Source organism: Vibrio sp. L85 (assembly GCF_963871815.1).
Taxonomy (GTDB): domain Bacteria; phylum Pseudomonadota; class Gammaproteobacteria; order Enterobacterales; family Vibrionaceae; genus Vibrio; species Vibrio harveyi.
Genome location: NZ_CAWMYL010000039.1, coordinates 35,997 through 60,033 on the forward strand (window position 1 = coordinate 35,997; position 24,037 = coordinate 60,033).

Annotated in this window: 22 protein-coding genes and 1 pseudogene; 16 read left to right on the plus strand and 7 right to left on the minus strand. The window is 46.9% G+C overall.

Annotated elements, in window-relative coordinates; genetic code table 11:
• The first annotated feature begins 6 nt into the window (after positions 1 to 6).
• The 3 genes from vcrH to vopD are packed head-to-tail and all read left to right on the plus strand — an operon-like array spanning position 7 to position 2,724.
• Positions 7 to 498 (plus strand): SycD/LcrH family type III secretion system chaperone VcrH, encoded by a 492-nt coding sequence (gene vcrH, locus AACR11_RS07055; RefSeq protein WP_005450229.1) that lies wholly within the window; start codon positions 7 to 9, stop codon positions 496 to 498.
• 3 nt (positions 499 to 501) lie between these two features.
• A complete protein-coding gene (vopB, locus tag AACR11_RS07060) occupies positions 502 to 1,701 on the plus strand; it encodes a type III secretion system translocon subunit VopB (protein WP_009698249.1) in 1,200 nt (399 codons plus the stop codon).
• 9 nt (positions 1,702 to 1,710) lie between these two features.
• Entirely contained in the window at positions 1,711 to 2,724 is a 1,014-nt protein-coding gene (gene vopD, locus AACR11_RS07065; RefSeq protein WP_005450225.1) for a type III secretion system translocon subunit VopD, read from the plus strand.
• A 94-nt stretch (positions 2,725 to 2,818) separates the two neighbouring features.
• Here vopD and AACR11_RS07070 read toward each other — a convergent pair whose 3' ends face one another.
• Entirely contained in the window at positions 2,819 to 2,995 is a 177-nt protein-coding gene (locus tag AACR11_RS07070; protein ID WP_162860686.1) for a hypothetical protein, read from the minus strand.
• Between the two features lie 312 nt (positions 2,996 to 3,307).
• Between AACR11_RS07070 and AACR11_RS07075 the strand changes: the two genes are divergently transcribed.
• The 5 genes and pseudogenes from AACR11_RS07075 to AACR11_RS07095 all read left to right on the plus strand — a co-directional run bounded on the left by AACR11_RS07075 (position 3,308) and on the right by AACR11_RS07095 (position 6,794).
• Positions 3,308 to 3,664: a MerR family transcriptional regulator gene (locus AACR11_RS07075; RefSeq protein WP_079324593.1), complete on the plus strand. Its 357-nt coding sequence runs from the start codon at positions 3,308 to 3,310 to the stop codon at positions 3,662 to 3,664.
• Positions 3,665 to 3,722: 58 nt separating this feature from the next.
• A complete protein-coding gene (locus tag AACR11_RS07080) occupies positions 3,723 to 4,106 on the plus strand; it encodes a carboxymuconolactone decarboxylase family protein (protein WP_029789061.1) in 384 nt (127 codons plus the stop codon).
• A 152-nt stretch (positions 4,107 to 4,258) separates the two neighbouring features.
• Positions 4,259 to 4,819: pseudogene (locus tag AACR11_RS07085) on the plus strand (PfkB family carbohydrate kinase); the annotation flags it as partial.
• Between the two features lie 31 nt (positions 4,820 to 4,850).
• Positions 4,851 to 6,305: a sucrose-6-phosphate hydrolase gene (locus tag AACR11_RS07090; protein WP_029789063.1), complete on the plus strand. Its 1,455-nt coding sequence runs from the start codon at positions 4,851 to 4,853 to the stop codon at positions 6,303 to 6,305.
• Positions 6,306 to 6,458: 153 nt separating this feature from the next.
• Positions 6,459 to 6,794, plus strand: coding sequence for a zinc ribbon domain-containing protein YjdM (locus AACR11_RS07095; protein ID WP_005450215.1), 336 nt, complete (start codon positions 6,459 to 6,461; stop codon positions 6,792 to 6,794).
• Between the two features lie 81 nt (positions 6,795 to 6,875).
• Here AACR11_RS07095 and AACR11_RS07100 read toward each other — a convergent pair whose 3' ends face one another.
• The 3 genes from AACR11_RS07100 to AACR11_RS07110 form a co-directional block, all read right to left on the minus strand.
• A complete protein-coding gene (locus tag AACR11_RS07100) occupies positions 6,876 to 7,712 on the minus strand; it encodes a heme/hemin ABC transporter substrate-binding protein (RefSeq protein ID WP_029789064.1) in 837 nt (278 codons plus the stop codon).
• Between the two features lie 93 nt (positions 7,713 to 7,805).
• A complete protein-coding gene (locus tag AACR11_RS07105) occupies positions 7,806 to 10,061 on the minus strand; it encodes a TonB-dependent hemoglobin/transferrin/lactoferrin family receptor (protein WP_029789065.1) in 2,256 nt (751 codons plus the stop codon).
• 201 nt (positions 10,062 to 10,262) lie between these two features.
• Positions 10,263 to 10,943: a Crp/Fnr family transcriptional regulator gene (locus AACR11_RS07110; RefSeq protein WP_029789066.1), complete on the minus strand. Its 681-nt coding sequence runs from the start codon at positions 10,941 to 10,943 to the stop codon at positions 10,263 to 10,265.
• Positions 10,944 to 11,155: 212 nt separating this feature from the next.
• Between AACR11_RS07110 and AACR11_RS07115 the strand changes: the two genes are divergently transcribed.
• Both AACR11_RS07115 and AACR11_RS07120 read left to right on the plus strand, forming a co-directional pair.
• Complete coding sequence (locus tag AACR11_RS07115; protein ID WP_029789067.1) at positions 11,156 to 11,962, plus strand: class I SAM-dependent methyltransferase; 807 nt, start codon at positions 11,156 to 11,158, stop codon at positions 11,960 to 11,962.
• 3 nt (positions 11,963 to 11,965) lie between these two features.
• Complete coding sequence (locus AACR11_RS07120; protein ID WP_009698239.1) at positions 11,966 to 12,289, plus strand: cupin domain-containing protein; 324 nt, start codon at positions 11,966 to 11,968, stop codon at positions 12,287 to 12,289.
• Between the two features lie 80 nt (positions 12,290 to 12,369).
• Here the strand turns inward: AACR11_RS07120 and AACR11_RS07125 are convergent, their stop codons facing one another.
• Entirely contained in the window at positions 12,370 to 13,239 is an 870-nt protein-coding gene (locus AACR11_RS07125; RefSeq protein WP_029789068.1) for a nickel/cobalt transporter, read from the minus strand.
• Positions 13,239 to 13,904 carry a DUF1007 family protein gene (locus AACR11_RS07130; protein WP_079324595.1) on the minus strand — a complete coding sequence of 222 codons (666 nt, stop codon included), beginning with the start codon at positions 13,902 to 13,904 and terminating at the stop codon, positions 13,239 to 13,241. Before AACR11_RS07130 ends, AACR11_RS07125 begins: the two co-directional genes overlap by 1 nt.
• A gap of 307 nt (positions 13,905 to 14,211) precedes the next feature.
• Here AACR11_RS07130 and AACR11_RS07135 point away from each other — a divergent pair, with 307 nt between their 5' ends.
• From AACR11_RS07135 to AACR11_RS07160, 6 genes are all read left to right on the plus strand, one after another.
• The gene (locus AACR11_RS07135) at positions 14,212 to 15,516 is read left to right on the plus strand and encodes an MATE family efflux transporter (RefSeq protein WP_029789070.1); all 1,305 of its coding nucleotides are present in this window, start codon (positions 14,212 to 14,214) and stop codon (positions 15,514 to 15,516) included.
• Positions 15,517 to 15,677: 161 nt separating this feature from the next.
• Positions 15,678 to 16,439: an ATP-binding cassette domain-containing protein gene (locus AACR11_RS07140; RefSeq protein ID WP_079324597.1), complete on the plus strand. Its 762-nt coding sequence runs from the start codon at positions 15,678 to 15,680 to the stop codon at positions 16,437 to 16,439.
• A gap of 20 nt (positions 16,440 to 16,459) precedes the next feature.
• Complete coding sequence (locus AACR11_RS07145) at positions 16,460 to 17,308, plus strand: ABC transporter ATP-binding protein (protein ID WP_009698234.1); 849 nt, start codon at positions 16,460 to 16,462, stop codon at positions 17,306 to 17,308.
• Entirely contained in the window at positions 17,298 to 18,812 is a 1,515-nt protein-coding gene (locus AACR11_RS07150) for an ABC transporter substrate-binding protein (RefSeq protein ID WP_029789072.1), read from the plus strand. Before AACR11_RS07145 ends, AACR11_RS07150 begins: the two co-directional genes overlap by 11 nt.
• A gap of 4 nt (positions 18,813 to 18,816) precedes the next feature.
• Positions 18,817 to 20,568 carry an ABC transporter permease subunit gene (locus AACR11_RS07155; protein ID WP_033001306.1) on the plus strand — a complete coding sequence of 584 codons (1,752 nt, stop codon included), beginning with the start codon at positions 18,817 to 18,819 and terminating at the stop codon, positions 20,566 to 20,568.
• Positions 20,569 to 20,732: 164 nt separating this feature from the next.
• Positions 20,733 to 21,224: a hypothetical protein gene (locus tag AACR11_RS07160; RefSeq protein WP_029789074.1), complete on the plus strand. Its 492-nt coding sequence runs from the start codon at positions 20,733 to 20,735 to the stop codon at positions 21,222 to 21,224.
• Positions 21,225 to 21,269: 45 nt separating this feature from the next.
• Here the strand turns inward: AACR11_RS07160 and AACR11_RS07165 are convergent, their stop codons facing one another.
• Complete coding sequence (locus tag AACR11_RS07165) at positions 21,270 to 24,020, minus strand: cation-translocating P-type ATPase (RefSeq protein WP_029789075.1); 2,751 nt, start codon at positions 24,018 to 24,020, stop codon at positions 21,270 to 21,272.
• Positions 24,021 to 24,037 lie beyond the last annotated feature (17 nt).

Below are 24,037 nucleotides of genomic sequence, written 5' to 3' on the forward strand. Positions count from 1 at the left end.
ACAACCATGACTACACAAAACGCGGCAACTGACCCATCTCAAATGCAAGCAGAGGAACTACTTTCGTTTCTAGAGGATGGGGGTACGTTAAAAATGCTGCACGACGTATCGGCAGATACTATCGAGCACATTTATGCGGTTGGATACAACTTTTTCCAATCAGGCAAGGTAGAGCAAGCCGCTAAGGTTTTCCAACTACTTAGTATGCTTGATCATTACCAAGCGCGCTTTTTTATTGGTTTGGGAGCCGCTCGTCAGGAACTGGGTGAGTACCTGCAGGCGATTGATGCCTACAGCTACGCTGCGCTTGTGGATATTAATGATCCACGCCCACCTTTCCACTCTGCAGAATGTCACCTTAAGCTTGAGCAATTGACAGAAGCAGAGAGTGGGTTTTACAGCGCGAAGGAGATGTCTGCCGGGAAATCAGAGTATGCAGACTTGCATCAACGAGCAGACATCATGTTAGAAGCGGTGAGAAACAAAAGGAGTAACTAGAATATGAATTCTATTGCACTTGACCGCACTCAGAGTCAGGTATACACACCTGATTCTGGCCAAACTACGTTAGACAAGGTAACGAAGACCGCATCTCATGCGTCACCTTCTGTAACCGTTGAAAACGTAAAAGGTAAAGATGCTGAAGCATTGAACACTGGTAAAGTTAAAGTTCAGCTTGATGCACCTAATGCCGCAGTAAGCGATAAGGTTAATGAACTTACGCTGAAAGCCATGGCTCAGCTACAAAAAATCGTAGACTCGATTGCCAAGGTTTTGCATGCGGTTGCCGACAATACGGGCTCGCTAGCAGTGAGAATCATCGCAGGTTCTGCGGATGATTTTGAAGTAGAGCTGGCTGCAATCACAGACAAACTGAAGAGCGCTCAAAACGAGCTTAAAATTCAGGAAGTGAAAGTAGCGAAAGCGAAGCACGAGCAAGAAATGGCAGAAAACCAAGAGAAGATCAAAGAGTCTGAAGCTGCGGCAAAAGAAGCTCAGAAGTCAGGCTTAGCCTCTAAGATCTTCGGTTGGATCAGTGCTGTTGTCTCTATTGTCGTTGGTGCCATCATGGTGGCTACTGGTGTTGGTGCGGCAGCAGGCGCATTAATGATTGCCGGCGGCGTGATGGGCGCGGTTAGCATGGTTCTACAAGAGCCAGCTGTACAAGACGCGATGAAAGAGGCTGGCATTAATGTCGATGCTCTCAACAAGGTCGTGATGGCTCTAGAGATTGCCGTAGCAGTTATCGGGGCAATCGTCACCTTTGGCGGCGCCGCTGCAGGTGGTATCGCGAAATTGGCGGCGAAGAGTGCAGGTAAGATTGCACAGAAAGTCACTGATATTGCGACCAAAGCAGCAGCGAACATGGCGAAGATCGCAGATATGGGCTCTAAAGCTGCGACTACGACTGCGAAAGCAATCCGTTTTGGTGCAGAAACCGTCGACCTTGCTGTCAATGTTGGTAAGGGGACCACTGATGCGGTTCATGCTTCTAATAACGCGAAAGTTACTAATATCCAATCGGATATCACTGACTTGCGAGCGAAGATGACCCTTAGCCAAGCGGTTATCGACAAGCTTAAAGAAGAGATCGCTAAGCTGATGGAAGACTTCCAAGAGCTGATGAGTGTCATCATGCAGATGATTCAGGCGAAAGGCGAAACGATGCAAGCGGTGATGAGCCGTCCAGCGACGGTTTAAGGAGCGTTTATGTTAGATAAAATTGGCAATACTGGACGTGCAGATCTTTACGGTTTGGGCGAGCTAGGTAAAACCACTAAGGCTGAAAAAGCGCCTGAGACAAAAACGGAAGCTGCGGCAATCCGTGGTAACAGCGAGGCAGCAGTATCAGGTCCTAAACATTACCAATTGGATGGTCCAAAAGCACCTGCAATCGGCGATCAAGCTCGAGTAGTTGAAAAGCTGATGAGCGCATTGGCGCCAACTGTGAATCTGCTAATGCAGACAACAGAAAAAGCCCTAAACGGTGAGCAGGTCATTAAATCTCCATCGGACGCGATTTCACAATCACTGTCTCTGCTTACGCTGCTTTATCAAGTGTCTAAGCTAAGCCGTGAGCAGCAAGTACTGCAACGTGAAATTGCTGTTGAAGCAAACGTAGCAAGCCTTAAGAGCCAAGCACAAGAGCTTAACAACTCAGCCAAAGCGATGATCGCAATGGCGGTTATCTCTGGTGTTATGGCGGGTGTTACTGCAATCATGGGCGCAGTTGGCTCAATGAAAGCAGGTAAGAAGATCAAACAAGAAGCCGCTGGTAACAAAGCATTTAAGGGGCAACAAGCAAACTTAGATGCCAAAATGGCTGAGATCAAAAACACCAAAGGTTTTGAAGGCGCGAAAGCAAAACGTGGGGAAATGCACCGCGAAGCAAATATGATTCGTACCGATATGGATCATATCAAAGCGGATACCACGGCTTACGGACGTAAGTTTGATAAGCAAATGGGCAACAACCAAGCGACGAACTCAGTCATTCAAGCTCTGACTCAAATGGCAAACTCTGCGTCAAACGTAGAGCAAACCAAAGCTCAGGCTCGTAGTAAAGAAGACGAAGTTCTAGCGACACGCGCACAAGCATCTAAACAGAAAGCAGACGAAAACGTCGGCTTCCAAGAAGGGTTGCTAAAAGAGTTGCGTGAACTGTTCCGCTCAATTGCTGATAGCCAAAACCAAGCATGGCGTGCATCTATCCCAACGGTTTAAACCATAACGGATAAGATCGCATAAAGAGTTAAGGCGCTGTATATACAGCGCCTTTTTTGTGTGGATCGCAATGGTATAAGCCGTAAAAGCCAGACTATTCTTTTGGTTTTGAAACGCTTTGCTTCCGGTAGTAGCTGAACGCAATGATGCTCTCTACGGCTAAGATTGAAAACAGCTTCATGTTGTCCGATAGCAGTAGAAGTAGAATACAGACCAGTGCGGTAACGCTAGCGGTCAAACAAATTGATATCCGATGCTTTTGACGTTCCATGTCGAGTCCTACGGTATGGTTTTCAATGTCTTGTTACTTGGCGTTTTCATCAAGAAGGTTGAGTTTAGGCTACCTAATTTGTTGGATCATCGCTTCTTTCTATATGATTAAAGCTATTGAAAATTTGAGTGCCTTTATAGCACAGGTGCTTTGAAGGGCTAGCTGCCTTGGTTCGTATGTTTCGTTAACGATTTTTGATTTAGAACCACTAGATCTTCAAATTGTTGCCTCGCCTTCAAACCAAGTCATTCTTGCTGAACCTAGCACCTTGAGATTACTTGGGTATAAAGCAATTTAAGTAGGGAAATGAGCATGAACATGAGTGAGTTTTCGAAGCGTGTTGAACTGTCGCCTCATACACTCAGATATTATGAAAAAATTGGTTTATTGAAGAATATTCAAAGATCCCCCAGTGGACATAGGATGTATACCACCAAAGACTTGTCTTGGATCGAGTTCGTCAAACGTTTGAAAGACACCGCGATGCCGCTTGAAGAGATCCTTAAGTACGCACATTTACGTGAAGTAGGCGAGAGCACGATTGAAGAGCGTCAGGTATTGCTAGAGAAACATCAAGAAAAACTGACTGAATACCTAGAGTTACAGAAGCAACACCTTGCAGCGCTAGAAGCAAAAATAGATTTGTATAAGCAAGGAAAAGTTCGTTGACTTAGAGTTAACTCTAACTTGTAGAGTGTTCCTAGATTCATACAAAAGGAGCATAAACATGTCATCGTCACGCTTTGATCAAGGATTAAAACTGCTTTCAGACATCGATGGTGAGGCAGGGCATAACGTTATTGATAGTCTGCAAGATATCTGTCCGGACTTAGCCAAGTTCACCATTGAATACCCGTTCGGAGATATTTACTCGCGACCTGCACTGGATATCAAATCGCGTGAAATCGCGACGGTTGCGGCATTAACAGCATTGGGGCACTGTCAGCCGCAGTTAAAAGTACACTTAAATGCAGCATTGAATGTTGGGTGTACAGCAGAAGAGATAAAAGAAGTCTTACTGCAAATGTCGGTTTATGCAGGTTTTCCTGTGGCATTAAACGGAATGTTTGCGTTCAAGGAGGTCCTCGCTGAACGGAGTGATCTGAATTAATAGGGAGCTCGCAGGTCGTAGCATCAAACCGCACTCAAGGTCTTGAAAAGGTAATACAACAAAGCCAGAGCGTCGAATCTGGCTTTTTCTTAACTCATCTCATCTCTAATCTACTAAGAAGGCGAGGACAACATGGGATGATCTTCTTATCTCTGCATGTTTGTTCGATTTCACTGGCAAATGAGCCAAGTCGAAGCAGCACATTTGAGGCGATTAAAAGAGCAAAAGCCGCTGGTGGTTTCATTAGCTTTGACCCTAACTTGCGTGATGAAGTGTGGCAAGATCAATCAGAAATCCAAGCTGTCGTGATGAAGGCTGTAGCGATGGCTGATGTGGTTAAGTTCTCTGAAGAGGAGCTTTTGTTCTTAACTGACTCAACATCGATAGCGCAAGGTTTACAACAAATAGCCGCTTTGAATATTGCTTTGGTCTTGGTGACACAAGGTGCGAAAGGTGTTTGGCGCGTCTTTGAAAGTCAGAGTGAGCTGATCACAGGTCAAGTCGTTAGTCCGATTGATACCACAGGTACGGGTGATGCTTTTGTCGGAGGGCTACTGGCATGTCTGTCTCAACATGACGATTGGAAAAATCATCCTGTTGTTAGCTCTGCGACTCAATGGGCAAATGGCTGTGGTGCATTAGCGACGACGCAAAAAGGCGCAATGACCGCGCTTCCAACCCAGACAGAATTGCTGCAATTTATTGGGCAATGATCTTCAGATCCAATTTCAGTTGAGAAAAATTATGAGCTTAGACAACCGTTGGACTGTAGAGCAAAGATATCGCCGACTTGAACAAATCCCTCAGTGTGATATCGAAGAAATGACACTTTTACGTCAGCAAGATAAAGGCTTTCCTAGTTTTCATATAGCCCCTAGATTTGGGCTGTTAAATGACCCAAATGGGTTGTGCTATTTCAATGGTGAGCACCACATCTTTTACCAGTGGACGCCTGTGGGACCAGTTCATGGAATGAAGTATTGGTATCACCTTTCTACTAAAGACTTCATCCATTTTACTGATCATGGCGTGGGTCTTCATCCTGACCAAGACTACGATTCACATGGTGTCTATTCGGGCGGCGCTTTGGTGGAAAACAACAAGGCTTTGCTGTTTTTTACTGGCAACAAGCGTGACCAAAACTGGAATCGAATCCCAACACAGTGTTTTGCCACCATGGATTCAGACGGCAACATTGAAAAGCACGGTGTGGTCATTGAGAACGAACATTACACGGAGCACTTTCGTGATCCAAAAGTTTGGAAGAAAGGCGACGACTATTTGATGGTGGTGGGTGCTCAAACCAAAACTGAACATGGTTCAATGGCGCTCTATCAAAGCAAAGATTTGAAAACGTGGCAGCATAAAGGTTCTATCAAGACCAAGTTTTCTGACCTTGGGTACATGTGGGAGTGTCCTGATTTCTTTGAGATTAATGGTCAATCGGTGATGCTGTTTTCTCCACAGGGCGTGAGCAGTAGTAATCCTTATGATTTTAAAAACATCTATTCTGTCGCGTATATCGTGGGTGATCAGTTGAACCTAGAGTCGATGACTTTAGAAAACCACCAAGATATTTTGCAGCCAGATTATGGGTTTGATTTCTACGCCCCACAAACCTATTTAGATGAGAATGGGCGTCGCATTCTTATTGCGTGGATAGGGTTGCCAGAAATCGACACACCATCGGTCACACACCAGTGGGCAGGAATGTTGTCTCTTCCTAGAGAACTAGCGTTGACAGATGGTTTTCTTGTTCAAACTCCGCTCCCTGAGCTGAAAAGTTTAAGAAAAGAAGAGGTGATCTTTGCACAATCCCATACACTGGAAAGCACCAGTTGTTTGATCCAATTAGACCTTGTGGGCGATGGCTTTGAACTTGAGCTGAGCAACCTCAAAGGTGATAACATCGTCTTTAGTGCGACAGAGCATGAGTTTATGCTGGACCGTCGTCACATGTCGCACTTGTACGCAGAGGAATTTGGTGGCATTCGAAAAGCACCAAGATTGGACGCTAAGCAGACGATTGAGATGTATATCGACAATTCTGTCATCGAGATTTTCATTAATGGTGGCAAACACACGATGACCAGTCGTTTCTTTATTGACGACCTCAATACGGTAACGTTGAGAGGGTTGGATCAAGCAAGGCTTTTCCCTTTGAAAGGTATTACAGGCTTGTTTGAATCGTCTATGTAGTTCGGCGCATCAAACGGCGTTGTCCTAGGGTAAGAGATGACGCCGTTTTCAATCAGCTTTGTTTTTCGATATATACGATAGTTTGCAAATAGGCTCGATAAGGTGAGCAATTACCATTACCATATTGGCAAATTCATTAGCTCGTGATTATTTATGTCTTTACCTCCTTGCCCAAATTGTAACTCAGAATACGTTTATCCAGATCAAGACCACTTAGTTTGCCCTGAATGCGCACACGAGTGGAACCCGACTCAGGCAGCAGAAGAAGACGCCGTAAACGTGAAAGATGCCAACGGCACTTTGCTGCAGGAAGGTGATAAGGTCACGTTAGCCAAAGATCTAAAAGTAAAAGGCAGCTCATTGGTGCTGAAGATCGGCACCAAAGCTGTGATTCGTCGTATTAAAGACGGCAAAGATCATCAACTAGATTGTAAAGTCGATGGTGCTGGCGAGATGATGGTGACGGCGCAGTTTGTGAAGAAGGCGTAATACCTGCACTTAGATATCGCTTTCAGAAGCAATAAAAACAGCTCATTAGGAGCTGTTTTTTTGTTTTTAAGCAACGCTTGATTATTGAGGGCAAAACGTTTGATTGAGCTCTTTTGCTACCTCGATACTTGCTAGCCCAAATCCACCCAATAAGGCGCCACTTGGTACGACAAGGATATTTTTGTTGATGCCGGCTGGCGTTGATTTTAGAACCGGCAACTTGTCCAGAATCTTATCCGCACTCTGATACATATCCCACGCTCTTTGACTCACTAAAATGTAGTCGGGTTGCATCTCTAACATCGCTTCCATACTGGTTGAGCGATAGCCTTTAAAGTGTGCTTGTGCAGGATTAATCGCCCCTGCGAGAGTAATGATGGTGTCGATTGCCGTATCAGCGCCACCGACGCGTGTTGCTCCAGAGCGGTCAAGCATAAAGAAAATAGCTTTTGGCTTGGTTTGGCATTGTTTGTGTTCTAGTTTCTCAATTTCTGATGTCACGCTTTGTTTTAGCTGCTTGGCTTCAGTAGGATGCCCCATGACTGCTGCCAGAGTGTCTATTCGAGACAACAGCTGAGGGACATGTTGCCCTGAAGGGATTGTTACCACTTCGACACCACTTTTCGCAATTTGTTTGATGGCAGTTTGTGGTCCCATTTCATCAGTGCCGATCAAGTGGGTAGGGCGCAGTGCCATTACTCCTTCAGCAGAGAGACGAACATGTAAGCCTAACTGTGCGATGTCTTCATTGCCTTCAATCAAATGTCTACTGGTAAAATCTGCACCGACTAGCTTGTCTTGCGCGCCTAATGCATAAATGATTTCTGTTACCCCAAAGCCTGCGCTGAGCATGCGATCTTCAGCATGCAAGGGCATCGTGACCAAAGAAGCGAGTGCCAAACATAAGAGTTTTTTCATGTATTTCACCTTACATACCATGAACAAATACGGGTATGTTTGATAAATCAAAGCCCCTCCGTAGAAGAAGGGGCTAAATAGTATAAATGTGCTTTAGAAAACGTATTTCGCGTTCACGCCGAAGTTGATACCTGGCGAAGTTAACGAGTCTGAATTTGCAACGGACGTTGGTGTTAACCCTTTCACACGGCTGTAGTTCCAGTATTTCTTATCAAATACGTTAAATACACCACCTCGAATGGTTAGGTTCTTGATTGGTTGCGCATAGGCGGTAACATCAACGATGCCGTAGCCTGGTGCTGACAAGTTATCTTTATTGCTCCAATCGCTGCCATCTTTGCTAGCAACAGCCGTTAAGGTGGTTTCCCAGCCGTACAGTGCATTGGCTTGGTCGAAGCCAAGACCCAATACCCCGCTCAGTGGTGCGACACTGTCTATGGCTTTTCCTGAGTCTTTATCCTCACCTTCAGACCATGCACCACTGACACGTAAGTAAGTGCCATTTGGTACAGGCATTAATGCTCCGAGCTGCAGGGCACTTGAGAATTCCACACCGTAGATTTTCGCGTTGTCGATGTTCTCGTTTTTGCTGTACATGTATCGAGTACCTTGGTGCACTTCAGTCCAAGATGTCGAGTTAATGAAGTCACTGTAATCGTTGTAGTACGCTGCTAATTCCCAGTTCAACGCTTGGTAGTTCTGGCGAACACCCAGTTCAATAGAATCACTGGATTCGGGCTTCAAATCAGGGTTTGCAAGCACTACAACATGCATTCCAGGGACGGGATTACGCTCAAAGCTGTAGTAAAGCTCTTCTGGTGTTGGTGCTTTAAAACCACGCGCGTATTTAGCGAAGGCGCTGGTGGTATCGGTAAAGTGGAACACGCCCCCCAATTGTCCTGTGATTGCATCTGTATCGAGATCTTTGTATTCACCTAGGTTGCCGTCGATATTACGATGATCTTTGGTTGGTCGGTATTGGAACATGTCGTAGCGAAGACCAGTGGTTACAATCAAGCGGTCATTCATAAGATACATCTGATCTTGCGCGAAAAGCCCAGCTTTGCGTACGTCAGTTTTTGGTGGCATTTCAACAACGCCACTGGTGTCTTTCCCTTTATTATCCGTGTCACGAGTTTCGAGCTTGAACTCGCTGTCGATTAAGGTTGCTCCGTAAATAAAGTCGTGATTTGTGTTTCCTAGCACGAACGATTTATCGAGCTGTACATCCAGCTGGAGCGATGTATCCTTCGCGTTACGTTGTCTGGTTCGATCGGTGCTGGTCCAAGGTGGGAAAGAACTGGTTAGCGTATCTTTGGTGGTGTTTTTCGCTTCCGAAATCTGCCAGTTTGCTTGCCAAGTTAGGCGATCAAAAGCGGAGTATTGAGCATTCCAAGTGTGCTCAATGCCAACGCGGCCTCTGCGCTGAGTGTCCTCGAAATGATAGTTAGAATATTTATTGAAGCCACTAGAGCTGCCTTCTAGAGAACGACTTTTCCCATCCGAGTCTTGTTCGAAGTACTGCCCAGTAAACACGAAATGATGCTTTTCACTGGCTTGAAGTTCTAACTTAGACAAAATGTTGTTTGATGTGTAGTTCATCGGATCGGCTTTACCGCGACCTTCGCCAGTGATATCAGCCCCATCGCCATGCGTTTCCAGTTCGTCACCATCGCGGTGAGTAAAGATAATCATCCCTTTAAGGTCTTCATTAAACTGGCGAGCCGCGTTTACGGTTGCTTTGTAACTGCCGTCGCGAGATTGATACCCTGCGTCGACACTCGCATTACCTTCTTCGCCTTGGAGGAGATCATCCGCGGATTTTGTTCTCATCAAAACGCTGCCGCCGAGTGCACCACTGCCGTACAAACTTGAAGACGAACCTTTGTTAACTTCAATGGCGGTGAGCGTATCAACTTCGACTTGCCCTTGACCTTTGCCAAGAACATTCATCACAGTTCCGCTGACTCCTGAACCGTAAGCGACGGGTTGTTCTACGCCATCGACTAGAACTTTAACCCGGCTTCCGTCCATTCCTCGGACATTGAAATCTGACGCCCCAAAACGTGAGTTGCCATTCATGCTGACGCCCGGTATGTAACGTAGGCTTTCTTCGATATTGTTTGCCATCTGCTTTTCAATATCTTCTGAGCTGACAACCGCCACACTACCTGCGACGTCAGAAATAGACTGTTCCATACGAGACGCAACGACGACAACTGTTTCCATTTTTTGTGTGTTTGCCGTGGGCTTTTGTTGTTCGGCATCACTAGATGCATAGGTGAGAGGGGCAATAAGCGTTGGCAGCAATAATGTAAAAGGTGCCACCCTTGGCTTTAAAAGAGACATACTGCATTTCCTTAGAAAAATCGCACTAAAAATAAAAGCTCTTAGCACTCCAAGTGGGAATGGTTATCATTATTATCGCAGTATGATGAACAAGATTTACTCACCCAGATTTGATCTTTATCAATTAATAATGCATCTCATTTACATCTTTTGGGTAGTGGTGGATTGTTCAAGTCAGCAAACACCGCTGATGGCTGCCTCTCAATCTTGCTGGAATATTTCTGGAGCTAACTCCACGGCTTCGCACATGGCGGGAATATCTAGCAGCGTGATATGACTTTCGCACTCAGTAATAAAACCATCGTTTTTCAGTTTTTTGAACGTTCTAGAAAGCGTCTCTGGCGTCATTCCTAGCTGTGTTGCAAGCAGCTTTTTTGTCACGGGTAACGTGATTTTCCCTTCGCTTCTTGATTGAGCGCGATAGAAGTCAGCCAATTTCATCACCAGTCTTTGACTCGCGTTTACTTGCGTCAAAATGTTCACGGTATCCATCAGCTGGTGGATGCGATTGGTCATGTAGTTCATGACTTTTAATGAAGTTTGCGGAGACTGAGTAAACACCGTTAACACATCTTGGTAGTGGAACACAGACAACTCCGTATCCTGATCGACGCGAGCACTCATCGGATAGGTTCTTGGGGACATAAACATCGCCATTTCCGCAATCATTTCTCCCGCCATAAACACTCTAAACAGCTTTTCGTCGCCGTTTGGCATCAAACGAAACAGCGAGACTTTTCCTCTCTCTACCAAATACATATTTTCCGCAGGTTCCCCACGTTCAAACAGTTGATGTCCTGCATCGCAATGCAAAGGCGAGCGTTTTGAAAAGAGTTGCGTTTTTTCTTCTTCGTTAAGGAGCGAAACAATAGAGCCGGGCACGCTGTTTTCCTTAGCTTGATAATTATCAAGCAGCAAATTCGGAATTGGGGGATAAGATACAAATAATAATCATTATTGATTAATGTGCCAACTTATCCAACCTGAGAAAGGAGAACAGTTATGGACGGTATTAGCCACGTATTTCGATGGGTTGCCTTGTGCGGTCTGGTCGTTCTTTTTGTTCCCGTCGCCATCTTTGCTTAGGAGTCATTATGTCTAAACGATTAGCGATGCCCAATGAAGGGCGAGAAGTGACAAAAACACCGGGACACTGGGTACTCGCTCAACTGGGTAAGAAAGTGCTGCGTCCTGGTGGCAAAGAGCTGACACAAAAAATGTTGCAAGGGTTGGCGATTACTCGTGGTGACCGCGTTGTCGAATTCGCGCCCGGTATGGGTTACACGGCACGTTTGTGCTTGGAAAAATCCCCTGCAAGCTACACCGCAATCGAACAAAATGAGCAGGCAGCGGAGATTGTTCGCTCTTACTTACAGGGTGCAAACCAACGTTGTCAGGTCGGGAATGCACAAGAGACAGGGTTAGAGCCAGAATGCGCTTCTGTGGTTTATGGCGAAGCTATGCTGACGATGCAATCCGATGCGCGTAAAAATGAAATTATTGCTGAGGCTGCTCGAATCCTCGCAACTCATGGTCGTTACGGTATCCATGAGCTGTGCATTACGCCAGATACTATCGATGAAGATAAAAAGCGCGCAATTCAAAGAGAAGTTTCCGAGACCATTCAACACCCCGCCAAACCCATCACACCCGCAGAGTGGAAAGCTCTGATGGAAGAGAATGGGTTTGTCGTTGAATTTGAAGCCGTTGCTCCAATGCATTTACTCGAACCAAAACGCGTTATCGCCGATGAAGGCTTGAGTGGGTTCTTAAAAATCGTGAAAAACGTACTGACTAAACCGCAAGCGAGAAAGCGTGTGTTAGGCATGCGTAAGATTTTCCGTAAGCACGAAAAGAACCTATCTGCGATAACGCTTGTCGCAAGAAAGAAGGAAAGCTAAATCATGTTTGAATACACTTTATATGAAGATCTCGCCAGCGAAGTGGATATCCCCAAAGCAGGTATCACGAGTTGCCCTGTGTACAAAAGTGAGCGTTTGCGAGGTGTTATCTTCGGGTTCGCCGAAGGTGAAGAAATGAGCGAACATACTGCAGCTGTACCAGCGATTGCCCAAATACTCGAAGGAGAATGTACGTTCACGTTAGAAGAAGAGGCGAAGGAACTAAAAGCTGGCGCTTGGTTGCTAATGGACGCGCATTTGCCTCACAGCATTATCGCGAAAACGCCATTGAAGCTGATGCTGTACCTGTTGCGCGAGCCTAAGTAACACGCAGTATTGAAATACAAACCAATGTAAATTCAGCCCCAATCAAGTGTTGGGACTTTTGCGTTTATTGCTGCCGGTACTTATCTGACGAAGTTCTGCAATCCTGCCACGCTGGCAAAGTTATAGAGAATAAAACCCGATGCCACCATAGTAACTGCCAAAACAAGGTTAAGCGTATCGCTCAAGTTGGCATTAGGTTTGGCGCTGTGGTTTTTCATTTGGCGTTGAATCGTTAAAGCGTTGAACACCAATATCGAGTTGGTCATTGCTGTTCCTAAAGCCATCACGAATGTCGCGATCATGCCCCACATTAAGCTGCCTAACATGTTAGAGAGAAACAGAACCAGCACCGCGCCAGTACAAGGGCGAAAGCCGATAAGCAGTAGTGCTTTCCATGAAATATTGCCGTTAGAGCCTTCGGAATCATCATCTTTTTGAGAGGGTGTTTGCTTGATACGGCGTTTAACCACAGACGCAAACTCTTTCAACGCCAATAAGATAATAAACACCGCACAACCTTGCGTCAGCAGACGAACATTATCGGAAAGGCTGAAAGCAAACTGCTCGGCAATCTTGGCGGTAATCACGAAAAGAATGCACGCGCTCGCGGCTTGTAAGGCGGCAATAATCGCGACCAAAACAAGCGCTTGTCGACGACGGTAGCTATGAATCAGGCTCATTGACGTCACTGTCGTTTTACCGTGTCCAGGGGCAACTGAATGCAGCAAACCATACAGAAAGCTAAACCCTAACAAGTACCAACCGTACAACAGTTGCCCTTGGCTGATGAGCATCAGGTATTCACTGAGCGAGTTTACCGTGTCACGTTGAAACCGAATCAACTGCATCCAGTAAGCAGGGAAGTGATTCCAAATATGCAGAGTAATGGCTAATAGCATTACGCTAAACACAGCGAACAGAGCGCGTTTGAAGACTGGCGAGTTTCCCATTACTTCTCCTCCGGATCACAGGTGAAGAGGGCTTTTTGGGTAAATAGCTGACCGAGTTCGTTATCTGGATCTGCATCAACAGAGAGTGACATCGCGTAAGTCACTTGCTCAGGCGTTGGGTTTGGTTCAACCACGTCGATATGACAACGATCAGAGTAAGGCTTATTGATGGTGATGGCGTGCTTATGTTCCCAGCTCATATCTACGAAGTAGCTTGGGTCAAAGATAAGCAGACGCAGATCAGGTGTGTAGATACTGGTGGGCTTAGCGAGTTCAAGATTGAACTTCAATGTTGCTTTTGCACCATTCATCTCGATAGACCCTTCTTCCACCATCTTGTAGCGAATCGGTTCATCGTCGGTATAAAAGTAGGTGAAGTAATGGCTTGATAACAGGTTGTAAATCACCTGACTAGAGAGGGTCGAAAGTACCTCATCTCGATTTTCGTCGGTGAGCTTTTCTCCCGCGAGCATGTAAGCCGTGGTCATGGCGTCAAACTCCCAGTTCATTGAGAGTGATTGAATCTTATCTTCTTTGATATTGATTTTGGTTTCCATTGTCACCCAAGAATGAGGGTGGGCGTGGACAAAACAAGAAAACAGCAGCGAGAGAGCAGTAAGAGTTAGGCGTAATCTAGAAAGAGAAAACGATCCAAATATGGACATCCGATTACCTATGATTAAAATGATGCGAAAATTTTCGATTGTTATAACATAACATTAGTAGCATTTGAACATTGTTCATTACTGTTAGTGTGGTTATTTATCGACGATTTATCCGTTTACCTGTTGAGATGCATAGGGTGGCAATAAAGCTGATGGGTTAACTATTTTATTGATTTTCGTTCTCATTCTTTTTCCCATTTTGTGGTTAACTTGAGCTCATTAAACAAATAGAATGCAGTTCGGTGGTGAGATGACTTAAACCGCTTCTTCATGCGTTCTGCACTTTTCTAACCAACTTTTTCAAATCATGAACCTGACTCATAAAGACTATTTTAAAATCGCATTTCCTTTCATTGTTTCTACGGTTACCCAACCATTATTGGGGGCGGTGGACACCGCGGTGATCGGTAAACTCGGTGTGGCTGAGATGATTGGTGGTGTGGCGATCGGCACCGTTATCATGAATACCTTGTATTGGCTGTTTGGCTTTTTCCGCGTCAGTACGACTGGGCAAAGTGCAATCGCATTAGGTAAAAATAACCCAGAAGATCAAGCGAGCAGCTTGTTCCGTCCTTTCGTGCTTTCGCTCTGCCTTGGCTTGATTTTCATTGCGTTGCAGTCCGTGATTTGGATGGGGGCAGAGCTGATTATCTCCCCTGATGCCGTCGTGGCAGAAAACGCGAAGATTTACTTCGATATCATGATCTTTGGTGCGCCGTTTGTGCTGCTGAACTACACCGTGATTGGTTGGTTGATGGGGCAGGCGAAAGCCAAAGAAACCTTGTTCACGCAAGTGTTTGGTAACGTGCTGAACATCGTGCTGGATATCGTATTTGTGTTGTACTTCGATATGGGCATTGCTGGTGTTGCGGTGGCGACACTTATCGCGCAAATCTCGACGTTTGTTATTGGTGCGGTGCTGGTGTTGAAAACCTGTCGCTTCCCACTGTTTGATTACATTCAAACAGCGAAAATGACGCGTAAAGATCTCAAAGTTATCGCGTCTTCCAATATGGATCTGCTGCTTCGTACTGTGTGTCTATTGGTATTCTTCAACATGATGGCGCGTGTAGGCTCTCAGCTTGGTTCTGATGTGCTCGCGGCGAACGCAATCTTGATGCAAGTGACCTTCATCGTCAGCTATATGTTCGATGGTGTGGCGAATGCGTCGAGCGTCTTTGCAGGTAAAGCCGTAGGGCAGAAGAATCCAACATTGCTTGATAACGTGATTAAGCTAAACACGCAATGGACCGCGGCGTTCGTTGTTGTATTGACCTTGCTGTTGGTGCTGTTCAAACACCAAGTGGTGACGTTGTTTACCACTTTGCCAAACCTTGTTGCGCTGTACCTAGACATGAGCCCTTGGTTATTGGCATTCCCGTTGGTTGCTGGTTTTGGTCTTACGTTTTACGGCATCTTCACCGGCACAGGGACGACGCGACCAGTACGTAACTCTACCTTCCTAACCATGGTGTTGTTCTTAGTGACGCAATTTATTGCGGTGCAATATTGGGGCAATCACGGTTTGTGGCTGGCATTCACCTTGTTCTACGTTGGGCGCTTTGTCTTCTTGTTCCCATCCCTCGATCAAGTAAAACAAAAGTGTCAGTAATTCACGCTTTTACAATCGATTTTTTATCACAAGGGCGGAGCCATCTGCCCATGTTGATAAAAGCGTGAAAAAGGTGATGAAATAACCCCTCTGAGTTGTTTTCTTGCTCAGACCTGCGTGATACTATCGTTATGTTATATTGTTACATTTAGTTTGATGTCGTGATTTCTCAACCAATACTCTCCGTTAATAATCTCAGCCTTACAGACTCAGAACGCACACTCTTCAAAGACATTTCTTTTGAGCTGTTTCAAGGTGAAGTTCTTGCCATTATGGGACCTTCCGGCATTGGTAAATCCATGTTGTCGAAAGCCGTCGCAGGTTTTTTGCCGTCTGATATTTGGGTAGACGGAAGTATCCAGCTTAACAGCAGTGAAGTCGCACAAACTGCCATGCTGCAACGGAGTCAATCGCAGCGTCCCGCGGTCATTTTCCAAGATGCACTTAAAGCGCTGAATCCATTGGCGTCTGTCGAACAACAACTGTGTTTGACATTGACGGGCAACAAAACACGCTTGTCTTCAGCAAACCGAGAAACGGTGATGACCTTGCTGTCTCAACTCGGATTTGCGGATCCAAAAGCAGCCTTAGCGCAGCATCCAAGCCAGCTATCTGGTGGTCAGCGCCAGCGTATTTGTATTGCCATTGCGTTGCTTGGTAGTGCCAACTTGATCATCGCGGATGAGCCCACCAGTGCGCTCGATCCAATCACCGAAGCGGAGATCCTTGAGTTGTTCCGCAGCAGTGTTCAGCAACGCAGCATCAGTGGTTTGTTGATCACGCACGATCTATCTGCGGCTTTGGCGTGTGACAAAGTCTTGGTGATTGCGGACAACACCATGGTGGCTTATGGCGAACCGTGGCAAGCCATTCAGCAAAGTTCGCATCCTTTCTGCCAACAACTTGCGCAACTGCTGCCTTAACCTCATCTCTGGAGCCTATTTTGACTAAGCACAACTTGAGCGGACACACGCAGCCTAAATCGGCGGAAGTTCGCTTTGAGCAAGCCAGTGTTCACTATTACTCCAAACCAAGTTGGTTAGGGGGCAAACCGTTCAAAGCGCTCGAACAATTGGATCTTGCTATCGACACAAAGAACATTGCGATTGTTGGTCCTTCTGGTGCGGGTAAATCGACCTTGATTGAGCTTCTGTTCGGTCTTCGTAAGCCCACATCTGGTGAAGTGTATGTGTGTGGTTATCCGTTATCGCGTAGCTCGGCTAAGCAGCGACAAGAGTTGTGTCAGCACATTCAGCTGATCCCACAAGAGCCGCAGTCTAGCTTGAATCCGTACTACACCGTTCGCCAGATCTTACTGGAGCCGCTAAGCAACATTGGTTTGACGCAAGAGCTTAACGAGAAGGTGGAAAAGGTCTTAGCGGATGTCGGTTTGGATCTCACATTGTTGGATCGTAACCCGCAGCAGTTATCTGTTGGGCAAGCTCAACGTGTGGCTATCGCCAGAGCTTTGATTGTTGAGCCTTGCGTGTTGGTTGCCGATGAGCCAACCAGCAGCCTAGACCCCGTCAGTCGTAAACAGATTCTCGACTTGTTGGCAGGCATTCAAAAGAGTCGTCAGATGCGCCTGATTTTGGTGACACATGACCTCGATGCGGCACAAACCCTATGCGATGAAATCCTAGTGTTAGACAAAGGACGCGTTGTCGAGCACGGCACAGCACAAAACGTGACAAATAACCCATCACACTTGATCACGAGAGCATTGATGAGCGCTCAACACAAAAGTAATGAATTCACAAAAACCATTGGAGAGGTTTCTTATGCACCTTAGTACTCCCAAGTTAGCTTTGTCGCTGGCTTTAAGCGCACTGCTGACGGGTTGTTTTGACTCTGGCGAAAGCAAGCCAGAAGCGGAAAAAGCAGCCGCACCACAAGCAACGGAAATTCGCGTTGCCATGATGCAACCACCACGCACAGGTTTGTCACCACTTTCAGATGACGCGTTCAAACTGTCACGTTGGAGCACGGCAGAAACGCTAGTGAACCTTAACGATCAGTCGGTAGCAGAGCCTATGCTGGCAACAGAGTGGGAACAAGTTGACCCGATGACGTGGCAATTTACGGTACGTAAGGGCGTGAAATTCCACGATGGTTCTGACCTTGATGCCAACGCGGTTGTGAACTCTCTGCAAAAAGCATTAGATGCTGCACCAAAGCCACGCATCTTGGACGGTATCGAATGGCAAGTTCGCACATTGGACGACTTCACTGTTGAAATCAAAACGACCTTTAACGATCCACTGTTGCCAAGCCGTCTTTCTAGCCCACAGCTAGCGATCCTTTCTGGTGCTGCATATCAAGAAAACGGTCGTGTTGTGCCAATCAATGCGGGTACGGGTCCATTCGTTCTGACAGAAATCAACGGTACAACCAGCGCGAAACTGAAGCGTTTTGACGGTTACTGGGGCGAAAAAGCAAAAGTAGACAGTATCTTTGCTGAATACGTACCAAACGGTTTTGCTCGTGCTGCTGCACTGCGTACCGGTGAGGCGGATGTAGTTGAAGCGGTTCCTGTTTCGCAAATCGCGATGATGGAATCTTCACAGCTGCACGAAGTCGCAATGCCACGTACCAACACGCTTTACCTAAACAATAAATCAGATGTGTTTAGCCAGTTCGGTTTGCGTAAAGCAGCGGCTCAAGCGGTTAACCGTGAGCAAATCATCAAAACGGTTTACGAGAACCACGCCGATTCAGCGAAAGGTCTGTTAGGTCCTGCATTGGCATGGGCTCAACCAATTCGTGATGCGAACCCTCGTATGGAAACCATGGAAATGCGCCACGCGAACGGTGAGAAGATCACCATCGGTACATTTACCGACCGTGCTGAGTTGCCAGAAGTGGCGGTGCTGCTAAAGCAACAACTTGAAGCGGCTGGCTTTGTGGTTGAACTAGACGTTCGTGAATACGCACAAATCGAAAACGATGCACTAGCAGGTAAGTTCGATGCGTTCTTGTTGTCACGTGCAACAGTGCTGGATTCTGGTGACCCAGTAGCGTACATGCAAAGTGACTTTAGTTGTAAAGGTTCTTACAACCTAGGTCAGTTCTGCTCTGAAGAAGTGGACGCAGCATTGAAACACGCTGATCGTCAGCCATTGGGTGAGAAACGCCAACAAGCGATAATCGAAGCAGAAAGCAAAATCCTTGAGCAATACGCTGTGATTCCACTGCTTCACGAGCGTGTAATCCAAGGTGAGAGTGACCGCGTGAAGAATGCACAACGTGACCCACGTGAGCGTCGCCTGATCGACCAGTTTACTGAGGTGAACTAACTCGATGTCGTCTGTTGCCAACATGCGTTCTCGTTGGAGCGCTTGTATGCCTGAATGGTTTACGCGTTTTTTGTCGCGCTTCCTGTCACTCGGGGTAGTGGTTGTGCTGGTGGGTTTGATGCCGGATATTGCAGGTATCGACCCAAGCCAATCAATCCTCCGTGCCCGTGCGGGTGCTCAACAATTGCTGACGGCAGAAGCTCTGCAAGCTATTCGAGAAGATCTTCAACTTGACCGCAGCGCTGCTGAGCGACTGTGGGATTGGTTGACGCTTGCCATGCAAGGTGACTTAGGTGTCTCTTGGGTGAGTGGCGCATCCGTGATGGAGAGCGTTCAACAAACCGCAAAAACGTCACTATTACTGATGCTTACAGCGTTAGGCATGGCATTTGTAATGTGCATGGCGAGTGTGCTTTACACTGTGCGTCGTTGGCAACAGAATCGTTTAGACAAACATCATGACACGCTCAGTTCGGTATTGGTCTCACTGCCTGAATACGTGATTGCTTCGTTGCTGATCATGGTGTTTTCCATTTGGTTGGGCTGGTTCCCGCCTTATGGTTGGCAAGGCGTGCAAAACCTCTGGCTACCAAGTTTGGCAATGGCATTGCCTGCTGCTGGCTTGTTCGGGCGCTTGCTCAATGACAGCCTCAAGCGTGTACTAGATGAGCCTTGGGTGATCACTTGGCTATCGGCGAACGTGAGTAAGTTTCAAATCTTACGCTTTGCCTTGTGGCGTGCCGTTAGTAACTTGATTCCTCAAATCGCAATGACGGTGATCGGTTTAACCGGCGGCGCGGTTGCTGTGGAGCAAGTGTTTTCCATTCCGGGTATCGGACGACTAATCTTAGGCGCAGCGAAGTCACAAGATCTGCCGATGCTGCAAGGTGGCTTGTTGGTGTTGCTGGTGTTCTCGATGTTGATCAGCAGTGCGAGCATCTTATTGCAACGCTGGTTACTCGGGCACAGTGTCACAAGTGGCAAGCTGATCAGCAGCCACAGCACGTTCCGTTTTACCCAAAGCACCACCAAACGTATCGTCAGTGCGACAATCTTTGTCTTGCTGATTGGTTGTGCGGGATGGGCGTTAATGCGCGATCCTTACACCATCCAATTTACCCGCCTTGAATCGCCAAGCTTAGCAGCACCGTTTGGTGCCGATGCGGTTGGACGAGATCTGCTTGCGCGTGTAGGTGGCGGTATGATGTCGACAATCAAAATGGGCATCATCGCGACCTTCCTAAGTTTGGTGATTGGTTTGCTGCTCGGCTTCGTGACTCGTTATAGCCAAGGCTTAATTGAGATCACCAAAGGTGTGCCATACATTGTGGCGGGTCTGTTGATTGCTGGTCTAACGGGGATGAACCCAAACAGTGCCTTGATTGCGATTGTAATGGTGTCATGGGCACCATTAGCAGCGCACTGTGCGAGCTTGTTGATGGAAGCCAAAGCGCAGCCTTACACGCATCTTGCGCCCATTTGGGGAACCAGTCAGTGGCGAGTACTCCGTTACTACTTGTTGCCTTACGTGCTGCCGCCATTGATTCGTCACGCGTTTCTACGTTTGCCTTACATTACGCTCAGCCTGACTTCTCTGAGTTTTATCGGACTTGGCGTTAAACCGCCAGAACCAGAGTGGGGCTTATTGATTGCAGAGAATCTGCCTTATATCGAGCGCTCACCATTGGGTGTCTTGCTGCCAATCTCAGGCTTAGTTTTGATGGCAATTGCAATCAACTTGTTGTTCGATGATTAAACCGGACTCATGAACTTTCCAGCAGCCTCAATGGCGATATTGAGGCTGTTTTCTTTCTGTTTCATTATTCGCCATTGTGCGTCCCAAAAGCCACCCACACATTTGCGCTCTGGCGTGCCATTCTTAAGCTATCTCTCTCGGTTTTTATCTTGATAGGCAAGGGCATGAAGGAATACGCACCGCAGTACAGCAAAAAAGAAAAGATCACCAGAGTCGCTATCGCTGGCGTATTTTGCGTTCTAGCTGGTGTGCTGTTTAAGCTTAAGGGAGAGCCTCTGCTGCAAGCAGTCGCCGAAGCGCCGGAATGTTATGAAGTGTTCGGTATGTCAGGTTTAGAACTTCTGGTTCACATACTGTTCTTTTGGGTGCCACTGTCCGTGTTTTTACTTGCTGCGGTATTGATGTTGCCACTTGGCGTACGTGGCTTAATCGAAGGTCAGTTCCCACCAAAAGGCGTCAAAGTATTCAGACCCACAGCGATTCAACGCGGCAAGCTCGGTACGTTCAAATCCCTTATTCATCTCTTGCTCCCCTTATTGTGCTTTGGCTTTGTCGTGTGGGGTAATGTTCAAATTGAACCTATGATGGAGATGCTTAATGGTGAAGATGTGAATGTAACCTGCCAAAACGGAAAAAGAGGGGACGAGCCCCTCTAAGATAATTTATGTGGATGGTTTAAGGTCAATGTCTTTTGTTAACGATCAAAGAACCTTAGTTTTGGTGAGCTCTTTGATGGCAGACAGTACCGCGGTTGGCAGTGCTGCAATGCCTAGAATTATGGCAAGATGCCTAAGCTCAATTGCCTCGGTGCTAAAAATTAGCTGACCTAAGTTGGTGTATATTACCCCCAATGACAGAATTGCCGATGTGGCGATAGCGCCTAGCAGGTACTTGTTAGTAAACGGGTTTACTCGATACAGAGACGTGAACGTTCGGCTATCAAACAAGTGCCACAACTGACCAAAAATCAAAGTAAGAAACGCTACGCTCTGTGCATACTGGGCACTGAAACCATGACTCAAAGCCATTAAGAAAGCGCCAAAACTCACTCCGCCTAATGCTAAACCACGAATCACGATTCGGGCTCCTAAACCATCGGAGAAGAAGCCTTGGTCACGCTTACGTGGCTTCCGCTCCATCAGGTCTTTTTCTTTTGGTTCAACCCCTAATGCTAGTGCAGGCAAACCATCCGATACCAAGTTCACCCAAAGAATCATCAGCGGCGTTAGCGGAAGGATAGCCTCTGGTCCCATCACTAAGAATGCAAACAGAATCACCGAGACTTCTGCTACGTTTGCGGTTAGCGCTTGGCGGATAAACTTACGCAGGTTATCGAATATCTGACGACCTTGGCGCACCGCTCGGACGATGGTGCTGAAGTTGTCATCCAGCAAGATCAGATCGCCGGAATCTTTGGCGACAGAGGTTCCCGTAATACCCATAGCGACACCGATATCGGCGCTTCTAAGTGCTGGTGCGTCATTGACACCGTCTCCGGTCATGGCGGCAATTTCGTTGTTTCTTTGCAGCGCTTGGACGATGCGCAGTTTGTGCTCTGGCGTCACTCGGGCGAACACTGCGGTTTCTTCACAGGCATATTCTAAGGTTTGCTCGCTCATATTATCGAGCTCAGTACCCGTGACAACACGTTTGTATTGTCCATTGATGATACCGATGTCTTTGGCAATCGCCGCCGCCGTTGCTGCGTGATCTCCGGTAATCATCACGGTGCGAATGCCAGCGTTGTAACACTCTTTTACCGCAGAGCGGACTTCTGGACGAGGTGGATCCATGATGCCAAATACCGCCAGCATACTAAGGTCGTTTTCCAGTTCGCTCACATCTGCGTTAAGTTCAGCTTCGTCCAATCGACGGCAACCGACCGCCATAGTACGTAAGGCTTGCTTGGCAAAGCTTTCAATCGCGCCATCAAAACGCTTGCTGAGATCTTTGCCGATACACTGGGAGAGTTCATTGAATCGGTTTGGCTGCTCTTCCATCGGCACCAATCCACCTTCAACCATATAGTTGCTCGATTTCTTCAGCATAAAGTCGGGCGCTCCAGCCACGGCTAAAAAGTGCTGTCCGCTTGGATCTTGGATAATCACCGAAGACATCTTGCGCTCAGAATCAAACGGGAAGCGTTTTAGAATCTGATAACCTTGTTTCTCTAGATTCTTTGGCGTAATTCCAAGCTTTGCGGCTGCCACTAATAACGCTCCCTCCGTTGGGCTGCCTCGTACACTCCATGCATCTTCGACAAAGGCGAGCTCAGACTCATTCGACATCGCCGCAACGATCAATCCCATCTTCATTGCAGAGCTTTCTAGAGCATGTACACCGTGACTCTGAGGCACAAACTTACCTTTCGGTTGGAAGCCGTTTCCGGTCACTTCCCAGTAACGTCCAAAACTGTCATAAGCTTGCATCACCTGCATTTGATTTTGCGTTAATGTCCCCGTCTTATCGGAGCAAATGACGGTTGTTGAGCCTAAGGTTTCGATTGCAGATAGTTGTTTTACCAAGGCGTTGTTCTTCGCCATCTTGGTAGAGCCCATGGTTAATACAATGGTGAGCACGGTAGGCAAGCCTTCTGGAATGGCTGCGACAGAGAGCGAGATACCCGTGGTTAGGATATCTAGCCAATCCATGCCGTAAGCAAAACCAATCGCACAGATGACGGCAACCACACCCAAACCGATAAACAACAAGGCTTTGGCTAAGGTATCCATACGCACTTGCATCGGTGTTTTTGTGGTTTCAGTTTGTGTCATCATGTGCGCAATACGTCCGACTTCCGTCTGCATGCCCGTGTTGGTGACGATCCCTAAACCTGAGCCAGTCGTGACGATGGTCGTCATAAAGCCCATATTAATTTGGTCACCTAAACTGACTTGTTTGCTATGGATCGCACTGACTTGCTTTGTCACAGGTTCTGATTCACCAGTGAGTGCCGCTTCATCGATCGACAGGCGGTTTGCTTCGACAATGCGCACATCGGCAGGAAGAATGTCACCTGTGCTGATTTTAATCACATCGCCAGGCACTAAGGTTCGAGCTGGAACATGTATCCATTTGTTGTCACGCAGAACATCCGCTTCTGGTGCCGCCATATCGCGCAGTGCTTCCATGCCTTTCTGGGCTTTGTATTCCTGCCAAAAAGAGATGCCGGTATTAATTACGATGATGGTGCCAATCGCAATGGCATCAATGAGGTGTCCGGTAAACCAAGACACTAAAGCACCCACCAATAGGATGTAGATCAAAGGGTTTTTGTATTGTTCAAAATAGAGTTGCCAAGCCGATTTCGATTTGTGCGTCGCCAGTGCGTTGTCACCATACTTATTGAGACGTTGTTGATGTTCTGTATGAGAAAGGCCGGTATTGGTATCAGTAGCCAAATGCTGCTCTATCTCTGACGTTGATTGCTTAAACCAAGGTTTTATAGTCATAAAAATTACTCCAAATT